The sequence below is a fragment of the Desulfobacterales bacterium genome (assembly GCA_034520365.1).
GTDB lineage: Bacteria > Desulfobacterota > Desulfobacteria > Desulfobacterales > Desulfosalsimonadaceae > M55B175.
In genome coordinates, this window is the sequence record JAXHNP010000007.1 from 491,388 (window position 1) to 511,191 (window position 19,804).

17 protein-coding genes are annotated in these 19,804 nt (G+C 52.2%); 13 read left to right on the plus strand and 4 right to left on the minus strand.

The features are described from left to right. The first annotated feature begins 20 nt into the window (after nucleotides 1-20). The 9 genes from U5L07_16385 (at nucleotide 21) to U5L07_16425 (ending at nucleotide 7,765) form a co-directional block, all read left to right on the plus strand. The gene (locus U5L07_16385) at nucleotides 21-1,001 is read left to right on the plus strand and encodes a DHH family phosphoesterase (protein MDZ7833326.1); all 981 of its coding nucleotides are present in this window, start codon (nucleotides 21-23) and stop codon (nucleotides 999-1,001) included. A gap of 1 nt (nucleotide 1,002) precedes the next feature. After that, entirely contained in the window at nucleotides 1,003-1,797 is a 795-nt protein-coding gene (locus U5L07_16390) for an MBL fold metallo-hydrolase (GenBank protein ID MDZ7833327.1), read from the plus strand. Then, a complete protein-coding gene (locus U5L07_16395) occupies nucleotides 1,794-2,480 on the plus strand; it encodes a bifunctional precorrin-2 dehydrogenase/sirohydrochlorin ferrochelatase (protein MDZ7833328.1) in 687 nt (228 codons plus the stop codon). The genes U5L07_16390 and U5L07_16395 overlap by 4 nt, the downstream gene beginning before the upstream one ends. Further along, nucleotides 2,477-3,301, plus strand: coding sequence for a c-type cytochrome biogenesis protein CcsB (ccsB, locus tag U5L07_16400; protein ID MDZ7833329.1), 825 nt, complete (start codon nucleotides 2,477-2,479; stop codon nucleotides 3,299-3,301). The genes U5L07_16395 and ccsB overlap by 4 nt, the downstream gene beginning before the upstream one ends. Next, nucleotides 3,282-4,619, plus strand: coding sequence for a glutamyl-tRNA reductase (gene hemA, locus U5L07_16405; GenBank protein ID MDZ7833330.1), 1,338 nt, complete (start codon nucleotides 3,282-3,284; stop codon nucleotides 4,617-4,619). The genes ccsB and hemA overlap by 20 nt, the downstream gene beginning before the upstream one ends. A 190-nt stretch (nucleotides 4,620-4,809) precedes the next feature. Then, on the plus strand, nucleotides 4,810-5,172 hold the full coding sequence (gene dksA / locus U5L07_16410) for an RNA polymerase-binding protein DksA (protein ID MDZ7833331.1): 363 nt from the start codon (nucleotides 4,810-4,812) through the stop codon (nucleotides 5,170-5,172). Continuing rightward, nucleotides 5,162-6,067: a PHP domain-containing protein gene (locus U5L07_16415; protein MDZ7833332.1), complete on the plus strand. Its 906-nt coding sequence runs from the start codon at nucleotides 5,162-5,164 to the stop codon at nucleotides 6,065-6,067. The genes dksA and U5L07_16415 overlap by 11 nt, the downstream gene beginning before the upstream one ends. Then, nucleotides 6,057-6,755, plus strand: coding sequence for a ribonuclease III (gene rnc / locus U5L07_16420; protein MDZ7833333.1), 699 nt, complete (start codon nucleotides 6,057-6,059; stop codon nucleotides 6,753-6,755). The genes U5L07_16415 and rnc overlap by 11 nt, the downstream gene beginning before the upstream one ends. Then, nucleotides 6,752-7,765 carry a radical SAM protein gene (locus tag U5L07_16425; protein MDZ7833334.1) on the plus strand — a complete coding sequence of 338 codons (1,014 nt, stop codon included), beginning with the start codon at nucleotides 6,752-6,754 and terminating at the stop codon, nucleotides 7,763-7,765. Before rnc ends, U5L07_16425 begins: the two co-directional genes overlap by 4 nt. 8 nt (nucleotides 7,766-7,773) lie before the next feature. Here U5L07_16425 and U5L07_16430 read toward each other — a convergent pair whose 3' ends face one another. The 3 genes from U5L07_16430 to U5L07_16440 form a co-directional block, all read right to left on the minus strand. Further along, nucleotides 7,774-9,972: an acetate--CoA ligase family protein gene (locus tag U5L07_16430; GenBank protein MDZ7833335.1), complete on the minus strand. Its 2,199-nt coding sequence runs from the start codon at nucleotides 9,970-9,972 to the stop codon at nucleotides 7,774-7,776. 70 nt (nucleotides 9,973-10,042) lie between these two features. Then, on the minus strand, nucleotides 10,043-12,382 hold the full coding sequence (locus U5L07_16435) for a PBP1A family penicillin-binding protein (GenBank protein MDZ7833336.1): 2,340 nt from the start codon (nucleotides 12,380-12,382) through the stop codon (nucleotides 10,043-10,045). A gap of 150 nt (nucleotides 12,383-12,532) precedes the next feature. Continuing rightward, nucleotides 12,533-12,811, minus strand: a complete 279-nt coding sequence (locus tag U5L07_16440) for a hypothetical protein (GenBank protein ID MDZ7833337.1) — start codon at nucleotides 12,809-12,811, stop codon at nucleotides 12,533-12,535. Nucleotides 12,812-13,074: 263 nt separating this feature from the next. On the opposite strand from U5L07_16440, the gene dnaN reads away from it, so the two are divergent. Together dnaN and gyrB are read left to right on the plus strand one after the other, a co-directional pair. Next, a complete protein-coding gene (gene dnaN, locus U5L07_16445) occupies nucleotides 13,075-14,193 on the plus strand; it encodes a DNA polymerase III subunit beta (GenBank protein MDZ7833338.1) in 1,119 nt (372 codons plus the stop codon). Then, entirely contained in the window at nucleotides 14,190-16,631 is a 2,442-nt protein-coding gene (gene gyrB / locus U5L07_16450; GenBank protein MDZ7833339.1) for a DNA topoisomerase (ATP-hydrolyzing) subunit B, read from the plus strand. Before dnaN ends, gyrB begins: the two co-directional genes overlap by 4 nt. Here the strand turns inward: gyrB and asnS are convergent. Beyond that, nucleotides 16,628-18,010, minus strand: coding sequence for an asparagine--tRNA ligase (gene asnS, locus U5L07_16455; GenBank protein ID MDZ7833340.1), 1,383 nt, complete (start codon nucleotides 18,008-18,010; stop codon nucleotides 16,628-16,630). The genes gyrB and asnS overlap by 4 nt on opposite strands. Before the next feature lie 205 nt (nucleotides 18,011-18,215). On the opposite strand from asnS, the gene U5L07_16460 reads away from it, so the two are divergent. Both U5L07_16460 and dsrM read left to right on the plus strand, forming a co-directional pair. Further along, on the plus strand, nucleotides 18,216-18,761 hold the full coding sequence (locus U5L07_16460; protein ID MDZ7833341.1) for an RsbRD N-terminal domain-containing protein: 546 nt from the start codon (nucleotides 18,216-18,218) through the stop codon (nucleotides 18,759-18,761). A 40-nt stretch (nucleotides 18,762-18,801) separates the two neighbouring features. Then, nucleotides 18,802-19,803, plus strand: coding sequence for a sulfate reduction electron transfer complex DsrMKJOP subunit DsrM (gene dsrM, locus U5L07_16465; protein ID MDZ7833342.1), 1,002 nt, complete (start codon nucleotides 18,802-18,804; stop codon nucleotides 19,801-19,803). Nucleotide 19,804 lies beyond the last annotated feature (1 nt).

Consider the following 19,804-nt stretch of genomic DNA (forward strand, 5'->3'; position numbering starts at 1 on the left):
CAATAAGGAGTGGTGCGGGTTTGGTCGAGACAAACCTTGATAAACTCAATCAATTTTATGACCAGTTCACGGGGGCTGATCACGTCCTGATCGTGATCAATGCCGATCCGGATGCCATTGCCAGTGCCATGGCTATCAACCGGCTGCTGTGGCGGCGGGTGACCAACGTGACCATATCCAACATCAACACCATCACGCGGCCGGATAACATGGCCATGATCCGCCTGCTGGATGTGACCCTGATCCACCTGTCCAAAATTGATTTCCATTTTTATAACAAATTCGTCATCGTGGATTCTCAGCCGGTGCATAACGAGAGCTTTGCCGATATTGCCTTTACAGCGGTGATTGATCATCATGAGGATTCCGGCTGCCAGCTGCCGTTCAAGGATATCCGGCCGGATTACGGGGCTACGGCCACGATTATGACCGAATACCTGCGGGCGGCAAAGATCAAGCCCTCCAGGCTGCTGGCCACCGGCCTTTTCCATGCCATCAAAACCGATACCGGCAATTTCGAGCGAAACGCCACAAACGCGGATATCCGTGCCTTTCAGTATCTGTTTACCCATGCCAATATCCATCTGGCCCGGCGTATGGAGCAGGTGGATCTGCGGATCGAATTTCTGGAGTATTTCAAAAAAGCCCTGAACAGCTATGTATTAAGCCAAAACCGGATTTTCGCCCATTTGGGTGATGTGAAAAACCCGGATGTCTGTGTTTTAATAGCCGATTTTTTCATGCGAGTGAATATGGTCACCTGGAGCCTGGTCTCCGGTGTATTTGAAAACCGGCTGATTATCGTCATCAGAAATGACGGGCTTCGAAAAGACGCCGGAAGCGTGTCCAGCCAGCTGTTTGGGCGGTTTGGCCCGGCCGGGGGGCATAAAAACATGGCCCGGGCGGAAATCCCGTTTGAGAACCTGAAAACCGAACTCAAGGAATCCGCCCCCGACGCCATTAACAGCTGGATAATAGATAAATTCAGCGAAATCGATTGATATGCGGCCAAACCAGAAGCCTTTACAGGTAACGATCCTTGGCTCCGGGACTTGTGTACCCTCCCTGGAAAGAAGCGCCTGTTCTGTGCTGATCACTTTTGATGACACGGTTTTTCTGCTCGATAGCGGCCCCGGCACCATGCGGCGGCTGCTTGAAGCGGGGGTTTCGATATTTGACGTGACCCATTTGGGGATCAGCCATTTCCATCCCGATCATACCGGCGAACTGGTGCCGTTTCTCTTTGCCAACAAATATCCGGATGGCAGCCGGCGAAAAGCCCCTTTGACGCTGATCGGCGGGCCCGGGTTTAAAAATTTTTTCAACCAGCTCGGCGGGGTTTACGGCCAGTGGATCGACGGGGCGGGAAAACTCCATCTCATTGAAATGGGGGAGTCCACAAAAAGTGAAAAAAGCTTCCCCGGCTTTTTGCTTCAAACCGCGCCTGTGGCTCATCAGCCGGAAAGCATCGCCTTTCGGATCGAGGGGCCGGAAAATAATAGCATCGTCTACTCCGGCGACACGGATGAAAGCGAAAACCTGGTGGCTTTAGCCGCCGGGGCAGATTTATTGATTTGCGAGGCCGCCCTGCCGGACGGGCGCAAAGTGCCCGGCCACCTTACCCCGTCGCTGGCCGGACAGATGGCCGCCCGGGCAGGGGTTAAAAAACTGGTGCTCACCCATTTTTATCCGGAATGCGAAACAGCCGATATTAAAGACCAGTGCCGCAGCACCTATGCCGGCGCGCTGGAACTGGCCCGGGATCATTTATGCATCAGCCTTTTAGGACCCGAATGAAATATTATCCGGTAAATCTAAATATCAGCGGCCGCAAATGCCTGGTGGTGGGCGGCGGGGGTGTGGCCTCCAGAAAAGTCGGATCACTTCTGGATTGCGGGGCAGCGGTCACTGTGGTCAGCCCGGCCTTTTCCGAGACGATCCAAAACATGGCGGATCATCCCCGGGTTCAATTGGTAGAGCGCCCCTATGAGTCCCGTGATCTTAACGGCATGTTCCTTGTCATCGGCGCCACAGACGACATGGCCTTAAACCGCCGTATCCACGCGGATGCCGAAAACCGGCAGATGCTCTGCAATATTGCGGATGTGCCCGAGGTCTGCAACTTTATTCTGCCCTCCGTGATCCGGCAGGGGGATTTCATACTCACCATTTCCACATCCGGCAAAAGCCCGGCGTTTGCCAGGCACCTGCGCCGCCAGCTGCAGGATGCCTACGGCCCGGAATACGACCGGTTTCTCAAGCTAATGGGCGCCGTCCGAAAGCGCCTGCTGGCCGAAGCCCATGCCCCGGAAGCCCATAAACATTTGTTTAACCGATTGATTGAAAAAAACCTTTTGGATCTTATCCGGCAAAACGATACCGCCGCCATCAACCGGATTCTTTTTGAGGTCCTGGGCGAGGGCTTTGACTACATCGAATTGATGCAGGAAATAGAAGTCTCGGAGGGGGCCGGTTCATGACAGCGGTGTTCGGCTTTATTATTCTCCTTTATATGTTGAGTTCCGCTTCATATATTGGATATTTCAGCGTCCAGCGGAATGTTTTCCACCGGATCGCCTATGGGGTGCTGATGGCCGGATTTATTCTGCATACCGGGCTGATCGGCTACCAATACGTCCATTGGGGCCAGATTCCGGTCCAGAATCTGCATCAGACCCTTTCATTTGCCGCCTGGGCGCTTGCCGGGGTCTACCTGCTGCTTAAGTATCGATTCCGCATTAAAATTCTGGGCGCCTACACCGCGCCCCTGGCCACGCTGATCATGGTCGTGGCCTTCTGTCTTCCGCAGCACGCCCCGGCAGAGCCCAACACCCTGTTTAACAGCCTCTGGCTGGTCAGCCACATTATTATTATTTTTATCGGCGAGGCGTCTCTGGCCCTGGCCGGCGGGACCGGGGTTCTTTATCTGATCCAGGAGCGGGCCATTAAAACCAAAAACCCCCGCTTCTTTTTCAAGCGGCTGCCTTCCCTGGCGGTTTTGGACAGCACGGGCTATGCATTTGTCATTACCGGCTTTACCCTGCTCACCATCGGACTGATCACCGGGTTTATCTATGCAGAAAAGGTGTGGGGCACGTTGTGGAGCTGGGACCCCAAAGAAATCTGGTCGGTGATTACCTGGCTCATCTATGCGGCGCTGCTCCACGAACGGCTGGTAGCCGGATGGCGCGGGCGGCGGGCGGCGATTCTGGCGATTATCGGATTCGGGGCGCTGATATTTACCTTTATCGGCGTCAATTTTTTTCTGGAGGGGCACCACAATGAATTTACCCGATGGTAGCCGAAAATCCGCCGCTGCCCCCCAGACGGTCTCCCCGGAAGCGCTCAAAATCGTTTTAATCGGGGTAAACCACCGGACCGCGCCCGTGGAGCTCCGCGAAAAATTAGGCTTTTCCGCTGAAGAAACCGAATCCGCCCTGATTACCTTAAGAAAACTTCCCTTTGTCCGGGAGGCGCTTTTGATTTCCACCTGCAACCGGGTGGAAGTACTGGTCACCACGGATCAGCCGGAAACCGCCAGGGAGATGATCCCGGCCCACATCGCCGAGTGGAAATCCATGCCGCTTGCCCGGTTTGTGCCGGCGGTCTATGTTTATGCCGGCGACCAGGCGGTCCGCCATCTCTTCCGGGTTTCCGCCAGTCTCGATTCCATGATGCTGGGCGAGCCCCAGATCCTGGGCCAGGTAAAGGCGGCCTACAAGCACGCGGTGGACACCAAAACCACCGGGGTGATTTTGAACCGGCTCATGCACAAGGCCTTCTCCATAGCCAAGCGGGTCAGAAGCGAGACCGGCATCGGCGGCCATGCGGTGTCCATCAGCTATGCGGCCATTGAGCTGGCCAAAAAAATATTCGACTCCCTGGCGGACAAATCCATCCTCATGGTGGGCGCCGGCGAAATGGCGGAGCTGGCGGTCGCCCATTTGCTGCGAAGCCGTCACTCCGGCCGCATTTTCGTTGCCAACCGGACCTTTTCCGTGGGGGTAGAGCTGGCCGGCCGGTTTAACGGCACCCCGATCCGGATCGAAGAGATCCCGGAGACCCTGAAATCCGTGGATATTATCGTCAGCTCCACCGGCTCCCCGGATTTTGTTATCGCCCGCGATCATGTGAAGCCGATCATGCGCCGGCGGAAAAACCGGCCGCTGTTTTTTATTGATATCGCCGTGCCCAGAGACATTGACCCGGCCATTAACCGGATTCCCAACGCGTATGTGTATGATATCGATGATCTGCAGGGCGTCATCAATGAAAACATCCAGATCCGGCATCAGGAATCCATGATGGCCGAGCGCATTGTAGATGAGGGGGTGGTCCGGTTCCGCCAATGGTATGACAGCCTGGATGTGGTGCCAACGATCGTGGCGCTGCGGGATAAGCTGCAGCAGATTGCCACGGCGGAATTGAATAAGACCATTCACACCCTGGATGTACCGCCTGAGGCCGCAGATGCACTGAAAAAGATGACCGATGCCATGGTGAAAAAAATGCTTCATGATCCCACCCTGTTTCTCAAAAACCCCGGCACCCACCGGAATAAATCCATTTACATTGATATGACCCGCAAACTGTTTAACCTCGATGATGACATCGAATAAGGGCTGCCCCGGTTTTTCACACGCCGAATCCGTGTCCGCCAAGGGTTGCGCGTTTTAATTTTTGCTTTACTTTTTAATTTTGACCATGATAATGAAAAGCCTCCGATAATTTGTACATGGGTTGCGGACAATTCGCATCAATGCCTCAACCCGCTGGAAAACCATGGAGAGGGAAAGGGGACGTTTGATTATGAAACAAGAAGATCTCGATTATTTTAAAGACCTTCTCACCCAACGACTGGATGAACTGCTCAGTCAGGCCGATGATACGGTTTCGGACATGAATGATCCGAAGGACAATTTTCCGGATCCCACCGACCGGGCCGCCTATGAAGCGGACCGGAATTTTGAGCTTAGAATCCGGGATCGGGAACACAAACTGATCAAAAAGGTCAAAAAAGCGATGGATCGCATTGAAAACGGCACGTTCGGCATATGCGAAAAATGCGGGGATGATATAGCCATTGAGCGCCTGAAAGCCCGGCCGGTGACCACCCAATGCATTGAGTGCAAGACAAAGGAAGAGGCTTTAGAGAAAGCCCTTGGATTATAAATCTGGAAAAATTGATTTACATATCCATTCCACCGCATCGGACGGATCACTCTCCCCGGACGCCATCCTGGCCCTGGCAGCCGAGCAGGATTTATGCGCCATTGCGCTCACCGATCATGATTCCGTCGAAGGGGTGAAAACACTTTTAAATGCGCAACCTCCCACTCAATTAGACCTCCTCACAGGGGTGGAAATCAGCGCCGCCCCGCCGCCCGCTTTCCGCCTTCACGGCAGTATACACCTCCTGGGATACGGGATGGATGTATACCATTCGGGGTTCAATGAAATTCTGAACAAGCAGCAGCAGGCCCGCATAAACCGGACACCACAGATTATCGAGCGCCTGAACCATTTCGGCATCAGGGTAGCGCTTGCGGATATCCGGGCGGAAACCGGAAGTCCACAGGTCGGGCGCCCCCATATCGCCCAATGGCTGGTGAAAAAAGGCTTGGCAGCCTCCGTTGATGAGGCCTTTGACAGCTATCTCGGCAAAGGGCGGCCGGGGTATGTTGAAAAATTTCGGATTCCAGCGGATGAGGCGATTCAGCAAATCCTAAAAGCCGGCGGCCTGGCCGTGCTGGCCCATCCCGGTCTACTTGATCTGGGGGATGCAGAAACCTATGAACGGCTTCTGCTTGAGCTCATGGCCATGGGCCTTCAGGGCATCGAGGTTTATTACCCGGGGCATTCAGCCGGCCAGCAGTCCTTTTTTACGGATCTGGCTGCAAAACTGGCCCTTCTTATCACCGGGGGCACGGATTTTCACGGGGACATCAATCCGGAAATCCGGCTGGGTATCGGCCGGGGAGATCTCTATATCCCCTACACCATCTATGAATCCATCATGACCGTCTTAAAGAAAAACCGATCTAACTCAATCGCCTATGGAAAATGACAGACTCAAAGATTTGGAAGCCCGCCTGGGGTATACCTTTTCCGATAAAGCGCACCTGCAAACCGCCCTGCGGCATAGCTCCTTTGTCAATGAGCACCCGGAAGCCGGGCTGGCGGATAATGAACGCTATGAATTTCTGGGCGATGCGGTTTTGAACATGATCATCAGCCACCTGCTCATGGAACGCTACCCCCGCTTGTCTGAAGGTGATCTGTCCCGGACCCGTTCCTACCTGGTGAACGAAATTCAACTTTCTGAAATTGCAAAAAAAATTGATTTGGGCGGAGAAATCGAACTGGGCAAGGGCGAAATCCAGACCAAGGGACAGAAAAAAAGATCCATCCTGGCGGATGCATTTGAGGCACTGACTGCGGCGGTCTACCTGGATAGTGGATTTGACCGGACGTTTCAGATGATTGCCAACCTGTTTGACCCGCTTCTGGATCAGATTGAGATGCCTGAGCAGTTCCGGGATTTTAAAAGCCGCCTCCAGGAGATGGTCCAGACCAAACTCAAAGAAACCCCGGTCTATTTTGTTATCGAAGAATCCGGGCCGGATCATGACAAGACCTTCAAGGTGGAGCTCTCCATCGGGGCGACGCGAACCCAGGGCACGGGCAAAAGCAAAAAAAGCGCTGAGCAGGCCGCCGCCCGAAAGGCGCTGGACCGGCTTGAAGCCAAAGAATGAGCAAACCCTTTATCATCCCGATTTTTCTCCCTCACGCGGGCTGCCCCCACAGATGCGTATTCTGCAATCAAACCGCCATCACCGGAAATAACGAGCCCTTTCCCTCGGCCGAGGGGCTGCGTGGTGAGATCGACCGGCTGATGCCGTATAAAGGCAAAAACCGGGGAAAAACCGAAATCTCCTTTTTCGGGGGAAATTTTCTGGGCCTGCCGCCGGAAAAAATCCGGATGTGTCTGGATGTTGCGGCAGCATATGCAGACTCGCAGATGATCGACAGCATCCGCTGCTCCACCCGGCCGGATACGATCACCCCGGAGACGCTCAAACAGATTGCGCCTTTCCCGGTCAGAACGATCGAAATCGGGGTCCAGTCCATGGCCGAAAATGTGCTCGCGCTTTCACGGCGGGGCCATGACGCAGCGGCCGTTCGGCAGGCCATGGCCTTGTTAAAGCAAGCGGGCTACCAAACCGGCATTCAAGTGATGATCGGCCTTCCCGGTGATAATGCCGTGGCCGCCGCCTTAACCGCCCGGGAAATTGTGGAAATGGCGCCGGATTTTGTCCGGATCTATCCCACCCTGGTGATTAAAGGCAGTCCCCTTGCCCGCTGGTACCGGGAAAAGCGCTATACACCGCTATCCCTTGCCGCCTGTGTCGCCCGCCTTAAACAGTTATATCATCTGTTTACAAAAAATCAGATCAAGGTGATCCGGATGGGACTTCAGGCAACAGAAGGGCTGTCTGCAGACAACGTGATTGCCGGTCCCTATCACCCGGCCCTGGGCCATATGGTGCTCTCAACGATCATGCTGGATCAGGCCACGCACCAGCTGCAGCATATTTCCCTGCCCCGGCACCACATAAACCTCCGGATCCACCCGAAAAGCATCTCCCGGATGCAGGGTTTAAACAAGCAAAACCTCACGGTTTTAAAAGACGCCTTTGATCTCACCCGCATCTGCCTGCTGCCTGATCCGGAAATGCCGGAACTATCCGTAATTGCTGAATAAGCAACACCTTATTGGCACCGGCGGTCCTCGCGCTGACAAAACCGCTGGTATTCGTACATTTTGGCCAGGGATTTCACCGCCTGCTCCGGCGCGGGAAAGAAAAGCCCTTTGTATTTGCGGTCTTCAAGGGTATAGACCGTCCGGTCGGTTTCATCCTTTACCATGCTCACCCCGAGCACCGGTTTCGGATGCTGCTCCATTAAGGACACGATGTGCGCAATGTATTGATCCTCAAATTCAGCATGGGACCGATTGATTTTTTCAAGAAAATCCGCCGGGCATGCGGGATCGGCCTGGCGCACCGAATCGGCCAGCCGGGAGACCATATGCCGTCTGCCCATGATGCCTAAGTTGATCACCGCATCACAGCCGTCCCATTTCATTAATGCCTCAAGAACAGTTATCGGAATACTTGGATCATTCTCCCCCACCAGATCAATGGGGTTTGACCGGCTCCAGTACGGGGGCAGGATCTGATTGACGGCCTCGATAATATTCGGATCGAGCTCCGGTACCGTCAGGCCGTAGGCCTCGCACAGGTCTGCGGCCACCACACCCCAGCCGCCGCCCAGGGTCATAATCGCCACCCGGCTGCCGGCGGGCAGGGGCAGGGATGAGAACGCGGCTGACAAATCCAAAAGATCCATGGGTTTTTCCACCTTCACGATCCCGGCCTGCCGGCAGACCGCATTAAACACCCGGTTGTTTGAGGCCAGCGCGCCGGTATGGCTGGCGGCTGCCTTGATCCCGGCCTTTGTCTGGCCGCCCTTGAGCAGCACGATGGGTTTTTTCCGGCCCACCCGGCGGGCGCTTTCAAAAAACCGGCGGCCGTTTTTCACGCTTTCGATATAGAGCATCACGGTTTCAGTCAGTTCATCCACCTCAAATGCGTCAAGATAATCCTCTATGGTGATCATGGCCTCGTTGCCGGAACCGCAAAAACCACGGATGCCGATTCCCTGGAGTTCGGCAAAGGCTAAGAGCTGCTGGCCCATGTTGCCGGACTGGGCCACAACACTGGTCGCCCCGGGTTTGGGCCGCACATGGCTGCCGGTGCAATAAAAATTGATATGCGGATTGGATATGCCCATGGTATTTGGCCCGATAATATGAATTCCGGCGGCCCGGGCCGCATCCACCAGTTCCTGCTCCTGTTGCGCCCCCTCCGCACCGGTTTCAGAAAAGCCCGAGGCAATAAGAAGCATATTGCGGATTCCCTTTTCCTTAAACTGCGGAATCAAACCCTTAACCTTGGCCGCGGGAATGGTCACCACTCCCACATCCACCGGGCCGGGGATATCTTCGATGGACGGGTAAACCGGCCGGCCGGCGATGGTGCCGCCCTTGGGGTTGACCAGATAAATATCGCCTTCGAATCCGCCGCTGATGGTGTTGGTTAAAAGGTTGTATCCCCACTTGCCGATCTGGCTTGAAGCCCCCACAAAGGCCACGGACCGGGGATAAAACAATCCGCCCACGTGTCGGGGATCGACCGGCGGCGGAAATTGTTTTGCGCTTTGCCCGCCGCCCTTAATCACCAGGGCATCCACGGCCACTGGACTTCCGTCCGGGTCAATCAGCAGCGGGTTTATATCAACTTCCCGGATATCGGGATTTTCTTCGGCAAGCCGGGACAATCCCGTCAGGGTTTGAATCAACCGGTCCCGGTTGACCGGCGCTTCCCCCCGGACCGCGCCCAGCATAGACGAGGCGCGCAGTTCGGTGATCATTTCAGCCGCATCCGCCTGGGATATGGGCGCCAGCCGAAAGGTCACATCAGAGAGCACTTCGGTAAAAATCCCCCCTAAACCGAACATCACCACCGGACCGTATTGGGCGTCATTAAAGAGCCCGGCCACAAATTCCCGTTTGCCTGAGATTTGGGGCTGAATGAGGTAGGCCGCCAGGCGGTCGCCCGCAGATTTATAAACCGCTTTGGCCGCGGCTTCTACGGACGCCTCGCTTTCCAGATTCAAGTGGACCAGTTGATTTTCTGTTTTATGCAGCAGTTCTGGGCCGAGCCCCTTAAGCACCACCGGAAAACCGATTTCTCTGGCGGCGGCCACCGCTTCCGGAATATCTGCGGCTTTTTTCTCCGAAACCACCGGCACCCCGTAGCCGGCAAGAAACGCCTTGGCATCGTATTCGGACAGGACCGTGCGGCGCTCCGACTGGACCGGCTGTGTATCTTTATTCGTTGCATCCATATTTAAATTCCTTAACCCTAAACTTCCTGAAGTTAATTAAAAATACCCCCAGATTTGCTTTGTCCCCCTTTTAGTTCAGGCCTTTTTTATAAAATTCCTCCGAATCAACGGCATCCGGGGCCTGGGTCTTCTGTTTGGGCGCCGTGCCCTCTTTGAAACATTCATAGGCGGTATGCCTGGACTCAGGGATGGGCAAAAGCCCGGTCTTCAGATCAATCTTGCTAAATACCACGCTGTCCGGAACCGGAAAAATCTTCTCCGGTTTATCCGCCAGGGCCTGTTTCATAAAATCAAGCCATATCGGGCTGGCCGCCCGGGAGCCGGTCTCTTTTCTGCCAAGGGGGGCTTCCTCATCAAACCCCACCCATACAGCGGTCACGTATCTGGGGGTATACCCCACAAACCAGGCATCATAGAGGTTATTGGTGGTGCCGGTTTTACCGGCCACCGGCCGCTCCAGCGCCCTGACCCGCCAACCCGTCCCGTGTTCGACGACCTCCTTCAACAAATGCGTAATAATGTAGGCGGTGCTTTTTTCGATGACCTGTTCGGGCGCTTGATCCGGTTCATAAATCACATTGCCCTGGCGGTCCTCGATACGGGTGATAAATTGCGGTTCAATCATCGACCCCTGGTTGGCAAACACGGAATAGGCCCGCCCTATCTCCAGCAGGGAGATGCCGGATGAGCCCAGCGCCAGGGACAGATCCCGGCTGAGATGACTCTTTATCCCCAGTTTCCGGGCGTACTCGATGGTATAGTCGATTCCGATATCCCGTAAAATCTTAACTGTAATGATGTTCCGGGATTTGATCAAGCCGGTGCGGAAAAGGGTGCGGCCGTGAAAGGTCTGGTCATAATTTTTCGGCTTCCAGGTAAAATCATGCCGGGTATCCTTGAATACGATGGGCGAGTCAAAAATAACCGTGGCCGGGGTATACCCCTTATCAAGGGCGGCGGCATAGATAATCGGCTTAAATGCGGAGCCGGGCTGCCGGCGGGATTGAATCGCCCGGTTAAACTGGCTGTCTGAAAAATCCCGGCCGCCGATCATGGTTTTGACATGACCAGTCCCAGTTTCAATACACATAAGGGCCGCCTGAACCTTGGGCGTCTGGGACAGGGCAAGCTGCCAAAGCCCGTTTTCCGATGGTTTCTCTTTAATCCGCACCTGGATCACATCACCCACCGATAATACACTGCCCGGATTTTTAACCCGGTCCTGGGTATATAATGTGTCCGTATCCGGCGGTCTGGCCCATCGCATATCCGCCAGGGCGATAACCCCCCGTTCATTACCCATGCGCACGGTTACGGTGTCTGCCGCATCGTCGACCTCGATAACCACCCCTTTTACGCGATCTCCCGGTTTCAGGGGATTCTCCGCTATTTCAGCCTGAAGATCTTTGGAAAAGGATTCAAAGGCTTCAGGGGATAACTCCTTGATCGGCCCGCGAAACCCCTGGCGCTTGTCCAGGGCATACAAGGCTTTTTGTACCGAATCTCTGGCCATCTCCTGCATTTTCTCATCCACCGCTGTATAGACTTTCAACCCATCGGTATAGACTTTTTTCTTGCCGTATTTTTCAACCAGGGTCTGGCGGATGTGCTCGGTATAATAGGGCACATTCTCCATATACCAGTTTTTCCGGCCCTTGATGTCATGTTCCCTATCAATGGCCTGATCCGCAGCGGTCCGGGATACCATGCCCTCCTGCACCATCCGGTTTAGCACATAGATCTGGCGCTGCTTGGCAAGCTCCGGGTGCCGGTAAGGGGAATACCGGCTGGGCGCCTGGGGGAGACCGGCGAGCATGGCGCATTCTGCAAGATATAGATTATCCGCGGATTTGCCGAAATAGTTTTGCGCGGCCGCCTCAATGCCATAGGCGCCATGGCCTAGATATATCTGATTGAGGTATAAAAAAAGGATCTGTTTTTTGGAAAAACGCTTATCAATGCGGTAGGCCAGAATGGCCTCCTTGATTTTTCGCGAATAACTTCGCTCGGGGGTTAAAAAGAAAGATTTGGCGACCTGCTGGGTGATGGTGCTGCCGCCCTGAACAATCCGGCCGGCCTCGAGATTTTTAAAAAACGCCCGGATGATACTGTGGAGATCAATGCCCTCGTGTTCGTAAAATCTGGCATCCTCAGCTGCGACAAACGCATTGAGCAAATCCTCAGGCATCTCTTCCAATGCAATAACAATGCGGCGCTGATTATAAAATTCAGCGATTTTTTTATTGTTTTGGGAATAAACCGTGGTGATGACCGGCGGCTGATAGTCATTCAAATTGACAATTTTGGGCAGATCCGCCGCAAAATAGACATATAATCCCCCTATTCCGGCCGCAGCCATCATTATCCCGATGATCAGCAGGATGCCGATCCATTTAAAAAACCTTCGCATAAAACCTGTTAACTCCTGAACGATGCCATGAAAAGCCGGTTTTTAGCAAACCCGCCGGTTTTTATCAAGCCGGAGTTATCCGGCGCTAAGCTTTATATTGTAAATTATCGAACATTGACGGCAGGGGGCTATTCAAGATATAGTTTTAAATTATTCTTGGCAATTATCCGAATGACGGCGCTTTTGCGAAATCAACCGGTATACGCCAAACATGCGGTAAATAAACCCCACGAGCAGGACCAGGCTGATTAAAATCATCAGATTGGAGGCAAAAAAGGAGAGGATGAAATCAAACGGATCATTTAAGCGGTAGGCAAATATCAATACCTGAATGCCCAAAATCATGAAAAATACGGCTAAAATAATTAACACCACCTGCCAGAACCACCATAAGTATCTGAAATATATTTTTTTTAAAAAATCAATCATCGCCGGGCGACCACGGATTTCCTTGTTTGGTTTTAAATAAATTTGTGTTGATATTTTGTCGACAACTTAATAGTTTTGAACAGCTCTTACCCCGGTTCTTTAAAACCGGTTCAGTTATTGAATCGATTTCATCAATTTTATGAACAAGCCGGCACAATAAAATTAAAAATATTTATAGTCTATTATACCGTTTTTAAATATTTCAACAACCATATATAATAATAATAAATTTAACAAAGATTAATTATTATCAGGATTATTGTATGAAAATGATCTTACCCAAATCCGGCCTGCTGGATGTATTAACTAAAGTCCAGGGCGTAACCGGCCGGAAAACGAGTCTGGCGATTACGGAAAATGTATTGATTCAAACGGCAGACGAAGAGGTTATCATTGCGGCCACGGACCTGGAGACCGGATTTGAGGGAACATATCCCGCAACTGTGGAATCTGAGGGCGTAATGGCGATTAATGCCCGAAAGCTCTATGATATCGTCAAAATGTTTCCGGCGGATCAGATTCACATTGAAGAACTGGAAAACCGATGGATTGCTATTACCTCCGATACGGTGGAGTATCACCTGGTCGCCATGAACCCGGAGGACTTTCCGGATATTCCAAAAGCAGAGGGGGTTGAGTTTTTTGAAATGGAGGCCGGCGCCCTTAAGGCGATGATTGAAAAATCCATTGCCATCGGCGTTGCCGGGGATGAGAAACGGGCGCACATGATCGGGGTGAGCTTTGAAAAAATTGCCGAAAATCCCGAAAACTGTGTTCGCATGGTCTCCACCGATATCAAACGGCTGGCCAAAACAGACTATATCTGTGATGAATCCGCCGGTTTTACATCGGATGAATCCGTGATCATTCCCAAAAAGGGCCTGGCTGAGGTAAATAAGTTTTTAAGCCAGGACGGTACGGTGGAGGTGGGGATCCAGTCCAACCATTTCATCGTCCGGAAAGCCAATGAAACCATCATTATCAATCTACTGGACGGGGAATTTCCGGCCTATAAGGATCTTTTAAATATTCAGACCGACTATGATATCCTGTTTCCCCGCGAGCCACTCTTGATGATGCTAAAACGCATGACCATTGTCACCTCAGAGGAGTACAAGGCGGTTATTTTTAGCTATAACAACCACGAACTCCAGATCCGGGCGGTTAACCCCAATGTCGGTGAGTCCAAAGAGAAAATGACCATTGACTATGACCGCGATCCCCTTGAGATCGCTTTTAACCCCAGATATTTTATTGAAGCCTTAAATTTTATCGAAAGCGATAATGTGCGCTTAAATGTTGTGGACGGCGAACGGCCCTGCATTGTGCGGGCTGAAAATTCCGATAACTATCTAAACATAATCATGCCGATGAAAATATGACTGAAGAAGCCAAACATACCTATGATGAATTAAGCATTAACGTTTTAAAGGGCCTGGAGGCTGTCCGGATGCGGCCCGCCATGTATATCGGCAATGTCGATGTGGAGGGGCTGCATCACCTGATCTACGAAATCGTGGACAACAGTATTGACGAGGCCATGGCCGGCTACTGCGATCTGATAACAGTGAGGATCCATACCGATAAGTCGGTCAGCATTGAGGACAACGGCCGGGGCATTCCGGTGGGCATGCATAAAAGCGAAAACATGCCCGCCCTTGAGGTGGTGCTCACCAAACTGCATGCCGGCGGGAAATTCGACCACGAGTCCTATAAGGTCTCCGGCGGCCTCCACGGCGTAGGGGTTTCGGTGGTCAATGCCTTGTCCGCCTTTCTTGAGGTGGAAGTGTATCTGAACGGCAAGATTTATTACCAGTCCTATGAAAAGGGGCATAAGAGCTCTGAACTCAAGGTAATCGGGGAAACCGAGAAACGGGGCACCAAGATCCGCTTTAAACCGGATATGGAAATCCTCACCACCGATGAATTCAACTATGAGACCCTTAACCGAAGACTCCGGGAACTGGCGTTTTTAAACAAGGGCTTAAATATCACCATTGAAGACGAGCGCTCGGATCAGAAAGAGGCGTTCTGTTATGAGGGCGGGCTTGCCCAGTTCGTCAAATACTTAAACCGCCGCCACACCCCCATTCATGAACCGGTTTTAATCGAAGGTGAGAAAAACGACATCCAGGCTGAAATCGCCATTCAGTACAATGATACCTATAAAGAAAAGATTTTTTCTTTTGCCAATAATATCAATACCGCCGAAGGGGGGTTCCACTTAATCGGATTTAAGACCGGGCTTACCCGAACACTTAACCAGTACGCGGTGGGCGCGGAGCTTCTGAAAAACGTTAAATCCAAAATCTCCGGCGATGACGTGCGGGAGGGGCTGACCGCGATCATCAGCATCCGGATCAAATCCCCCCAGTTTGAGGGGCAGACCAAAACCAAATTGGGAAACTCCGAGGTCAAGGGGGTTGTCGAATCCCTGCTTAATGAAAAGCTAAGCGTTTTTTTGGAAGAAAATCCGGCGATTGCCAAAAAAATCGTGGCCAAGGCCGTGGATGCGGCCCGGGCCAGGGATGCGGCCAAGCGGGCAAGGGATCTGGCCCGGAGCAAAGGGGCGCTGGCAGATACCACGCTGCCTGGAAAACTGGCGGATTGTCAGTATTCCGAACCCGAGTTCCGGGAATTGTTTATTGTGGAGGGAGACTCCGCCGGCGGCTCCGCCAAGCTCGGCCGGGATCGTAAATCCCAGGCCATTCTGCCGCTCAAAGGAAAAATTTTAAACGTTGAAAAAGCCCGGTTTGACAAGCTTTTGCGCAGCGAGGAGATCAAGAATATGATCACCGCCCTGGGCACCGGTATCGGCAGTGAGGAATATGATATTGATAAAATCAAATACCACAAGGTGATCATCATGACGGACGCGGATGTGGACGGCTCCCACATCCGGACTCTCCTGCTGACCTTTTTCTATCGCCAGATGCCGGAGATCATTGACCGGGGGTATCTCTATATTGCGCAGCCGCCGCTTTTCCGGGTGGGCAAGGGCAAAAATGCCATTTATCTCAAAGATGAACATGAATACATGGATTACCTCCTGGAGCGGGTCTGCGACAATGTGCGGCTTACGTTAGACGACGGGGCGGAGGATCTTAGCGGCCGGGAATTATACATGTTTATTTCCAATCTGGCCGAATATTTCACGGTTTTAACCCGGCTGGAAAAACACGGGATTTACTCCGAACTGGTGGAGTTGATGATCAAAAGCGGGGTGGAAGACAAGGAATTTCTGCAGAGCGAAGAGCGAATGGCGGCGCTGCGTGAAATAATGATGGAAAACGGCTATGAGGCCAGTGATTACCAATGGAATCCGGAGCGAAATGTTTATGAAATGATGGTTACTTCCACCCAGCAGGACATTCTAAATCAGCTGTTCAAAGACCAGACCGCCAAAAACCGGATTCCGGTAAAAATCGGCCGCGGCCTGGTTTATTCCACGGATTTTCAGACTGCGCTGGTATTGTATAAGAAAATCCTCAAATATGACCGCCCGCCCTTTTCCATCCACAAAACCGACAAGGAATCCAAGCCCATCCAGGTGGAGAGCAAGGAAACACTGATCAATCAGATGTTAGAGGACGGCAAGAAGGGCTTAAGCATTCAGCGCTACAAAGGCTTGGGAGAGATGAACCCGGATCAGCTGTGGGAGACCACAATGGCCCCGGAAACCCGGACCCTGCTTCAGGTACGGGTGGAAAATATTGTGGATACCGATGATACGTTTACCATCCTGATGGGCGATGAGGTGGAGCCGCGCCGGAACTTCATCCAGAGCAATGCCTTAGAGGTCAACACCCTGGATATTTAAAATTCAAGATTTCCCGGAGTTCGCGGGAAGGGGATCACATCCCGGATATTGCTGATACCGGTCAACAACATCATCAACCGCTCAAACCCCACCCCGTAGCCGCTGTGATAGACGCTGCCGTAGCGTCTTGAATCCAGATACCACCAGTAGTCCGCCGGATTAATGCCGGTTTCGGTCATCCGCTCTTCAAGCACATCCATACGTTCCTCCCGCTGACTGCCGCCGATGATCTCCCCGATCCGGGGAACGATCACATCCATGGCCGCCACGGTTTCGCCGTCCGCATTGACCCGCATGTAAAATGGTTTGATCGTTTTAGGATAATCATAGATGATCACGGGCTGTTTGAAATGGGTTTCAGCCAGAAACCGCTCATGCTCGGTCTGAAGATCGCTTCCGAAGTGGACCGGATAGGTAAACCGGTTTTTAGCATGGGATAAAATTTGGACAGCTTCCGTATAGGGAAGCCGGATAAACTTGTTGGCATTTATATTTTCGAGGGCCGCCATCAGGGTCTTATCCACAAACCGGGCAAACAGGGAAAGATCCGAGGGGCAGTGGCGTATGATATATTCGGTGACATACTTGATAAAAGCCTCGGCATTATCCATATCTCCAGTAAGATCGCAGAAGGCCATCTCAGGCTCCACCATCCAGAATTCCGCCATGTGCCGGCTGGTGTTGGAATTCTCCGCCCGGAACGTGGGGCCGAAGGTATATACATCGCCTAAGGCCAGGGCCATCATTTCGGCCTCCAGTTGGCCGGAAACCGTGAGATTGGCGGGTTTTTCAAAGAAATCCCGGGTATAATCGATGCGGCCGTCGGTTTTTGGCGGATCATTCAGATCCAGGGCCGTGACCTGGAATAATTCACCAGCCCCCTCACAGTCCGATCCGGTAATAATGGGGGTATGGATATAGATAAAGCCCCGTTCGTGAAAGAATTGATGGATGGCAAATGAGAGTTCAGAGCGAATGCGGAAGGCCGCCCCGTATTTATTGGTGCGCGGCCGCAGATGCCCGATAGTGCGTAAAAATTCATCCGAATGGCGTTTTTTCTGAAGCGGAAAATCCGTCGGTGCGAGGCTATGGATGTCGATATGCGCCGCATGGATTTCCCAGGCCTGTTCCCTGCCTGGCGAAGGTTTCATTTTCCCTGTCACCGATACAGCGGAGCCGGTGGAGAGGCGTTTTACATCTTCGTATCCCGCCATGTTCGCATCCGCAATCACCTGGAGGTTTTCCCGGCAGGAGCCGTCATTTAGCTCGATAAATGAAAAATCTTTGGCATCCCGCCGTGTCCGGACCCAGCCTTTGACTAAGACGGCGTCCCATGCGGATGCCGCAGCCAGCAGCGTGTTAATCTTTATGCGATTCATGATCTTCCATGTGTTTGTTTAAAGGGGTTTCGCCTCAGTAACTTTGGTTTGGGCCCATAATATACAACCTTTTTTAAATATATACAAATAATCTTGACATACCCGGGAAAATTGAATATATATTCAACCTTTTGTAAACCTATCCCAAACGTTTCATCTGATCATGAAATGTTTAATTATGTCAAATAGTAACAGGTAACTGAGCATGAATCCGGAAACCCTATTATCGCAAAAGCGGAAAAAAATTATCAACCAATGGTTTGATGCGGTCATTGCCGCTTATCCGGACGACTCCACCCAATTTTTCAAAAAAACCGCCGATCCGTTTGCCAACCCGGTGGGCAGCACCATCGAGCGTTCCTTAAATGAGTTGTTCGATGAATTAATCAAATCCGAATGGGATCAGGAAGCGGTTAAAAACGCTATTGACGGAATTATCCGGATTCAATCTGTGCAGGAGTTCCAACCGTCGGATGCCATCGGGTTTATCTTCTCCATTAAGCCATCGATTCGAAAACGCCTGACAAAATATGAGAATGAAAAAGCGGTTAAAGCCTATCTGGACGCGCTGGATGCCAATATCGAACAGTTGCTGCGCATTGCGTTTGATCTCTACATGGAGTGCCGCCAGAAGGTTTTTTTGATGCGCGCCAATCAGTCACGGGACCGGGTGCGCCAACTGTTGATCAAAAAGGGATATATCGAGGAGATTCCCGAAAAAGGAAACAACCTTGAAGATATTATTGCATAGCCGGACCATTAACAAACAGGTTAAACTGTAAAGCGAGGTAATGTCAATGAATGTCAGTTATTTGTATTCGCTTCTGGCGGTGATCGTACTGGGATTAATCGCTTATGCGGGAGCGGCCATCGGACTGGAAGCCCTCTTTGGTATTGTAATCCCCTACCTGGCGGTTCTGGTATTTTTTCTGGGGTTTATCAACAAGGTGCTTGACTGGGCCAAATCCCCGGTGCCGTTCAGGATTACCACCACCTGCGGGCAGCAGACGTCCCAAGACTGGATCAAACAATCAAAAATCGACAATCCAAGTACCACCACCGGCGTCATTATCCGGATGCTGCTTGAGATCCTGCTGTTCCGCTCCCTGTTCAGAAATACCCGGGTGGAAATTAAAGGGAAAACGGTTGCCTACAAATGGGTGGTCTGGCTCTGGCTGTTTGCCATTATGTTTCACTATTCCTTTCTGGTTGTGGTGATTCGCCATTTGCGCTTCTTTGTGGAGCCGGTGCCCTTTTTCGTCTCTTCGCTGGAGGCTGTTGACGGCATGCTGCAGATCGGGCTGCCGGGGCTTTTCCTCTCCGGCGTGGTGCTGGTGGGGGCGGCCACCCTGCTCCTGCTCCGCCGGATACTTCTGCCGAAAATGAATTATTTCTCCCGGCCGGCGGATTACTTCCCCTTGTTTCTGATCATCGGCATCGCCCTGACCGGGATTCTGATGCGCCATTTTACCAAGGTGGACGTAGTGAAGGTCAAGGAGCTTACCCTGGGGCTTGCCTCTTTTCATCCCGGTATACCGGAAGGTGGGGTGGGCGCCCTGTTTTACGTGCATATCTTTTTTGTAAGCCTCTTGGTCGCCTATATCCCGTTCAGTAAAATCATGCACATGGGCGGGGTTTTCCTGAGCCCCACCCGGAACCTGGCCAACAACAATCGCATGAAGCGGCACATCAACCCGTGGAATCCGAGTGTTAAAATCCATACCTATGAAGAATATGAAGAACATTTCAGGGATAAACTCAAAGAAGCGGGCATCCCGGTGGAAAAGGAGTAGA

Bases quoted from the DNA above. Each gene is read 5' to 3' on its own strand.
- U5L07_16390 (MDZ7833327.1), top strand. From the start codon at position 1,003: ATGCGGCCAAACCAGAAGCCTTTACAGGTAACGATCCTTGGCTCCGGG.
- U5L07_16395 (MDZ7833328.1), top strand. From the start codon at position 1,794: ATGAAATATTATCCGGTAAATCTAAATATCAGCGGCCGCAAATGCCTG.
- ccsB (MDZ7833329.1), top strand. From the start codon at position 2,477: ATGACAGCGGTGTTCGGCTTTATTATTCTCCTTTATATGTTGAGTTCC.
- hemA (MDZ7833330.1), top strand. From the start codon at position 3,282: ATGAATTTACCCGATGGTAGCCGAAAATCCGCCGCTGCCCCCCAGACG.
- dksA (MDZ7833331.1), top strand. From the start codon at position 4,810: ATGAAACAAGAAGATCTCGATTATTTTAAAGACCTTCTCACCCAACGA.
- rnc (MDZ7833333.1), top strand. From the start codon at position 6,057: ATGGAAAATGACAGACTCAAAGATTTGGAAGCCCGCCTGGGGTATACC.
- U5L07_16425 (MDZ7833334.1), top strand. From the start codon at position 6,752: ATGAGCAAACCCTTTATCATCCCGATTTTTCTCCCTCACGCGGGCTGC.
- U5L07_16430 (MDZ7833335.1), bottom strand. From the start codon at position 9,972: ATGGATGCAACGAATAAAGATACACAGCCGGTCCAGTCGGAGCGCCGC.
- U5L07_16435 (MDZ7833336.1), bottom strand. From the start codon at position 12,382: ATGCGAAGGTTTTTTAAATGGATCGGCATCCTGCTGATCATCGGGATA.
- U5L07_16440 (MDZ7833337.1), bottom strand. From the start codon at position 12,811: ATGATTGATTTTTTAAAAAAAATATATTTCAGATACTTATGGTGGTTC.
- dnaN (MDZ7833338.1), top strand. From the start codon at position 13,075: ATGAAAATGATCTTACCCAAATCCGGCCTGCTGGATGTATTAACTAAA.
- gyrB (MDZ7833339.1), top strand. From the start codon at position 14,190: ATGACTGAAGAAGCCAAACATACCTATGATGAATTAAGCATTAACGTT.
- asnS (MDZ7833340.1), bottom strand. From the start codon at position 18,010: ATGAATCGCATAAAGATTAACACGCTGCTGGCTGCGGCATCCGCATGG.
- U5L07_16460 (MDZ7833341.1), top strand. From the start codon at position 18,216: ATGAATCCGGAAACCCTATTATCGCAAAAGCGGAAAAAAATTATCAAC.
- dsrM (MDZ7833342.1), top strand. From the start codon at position 18,802: ATGTCAATGAATGTCAGTTATTTGTATTCGCTTCTGGCGGTGATCGTA.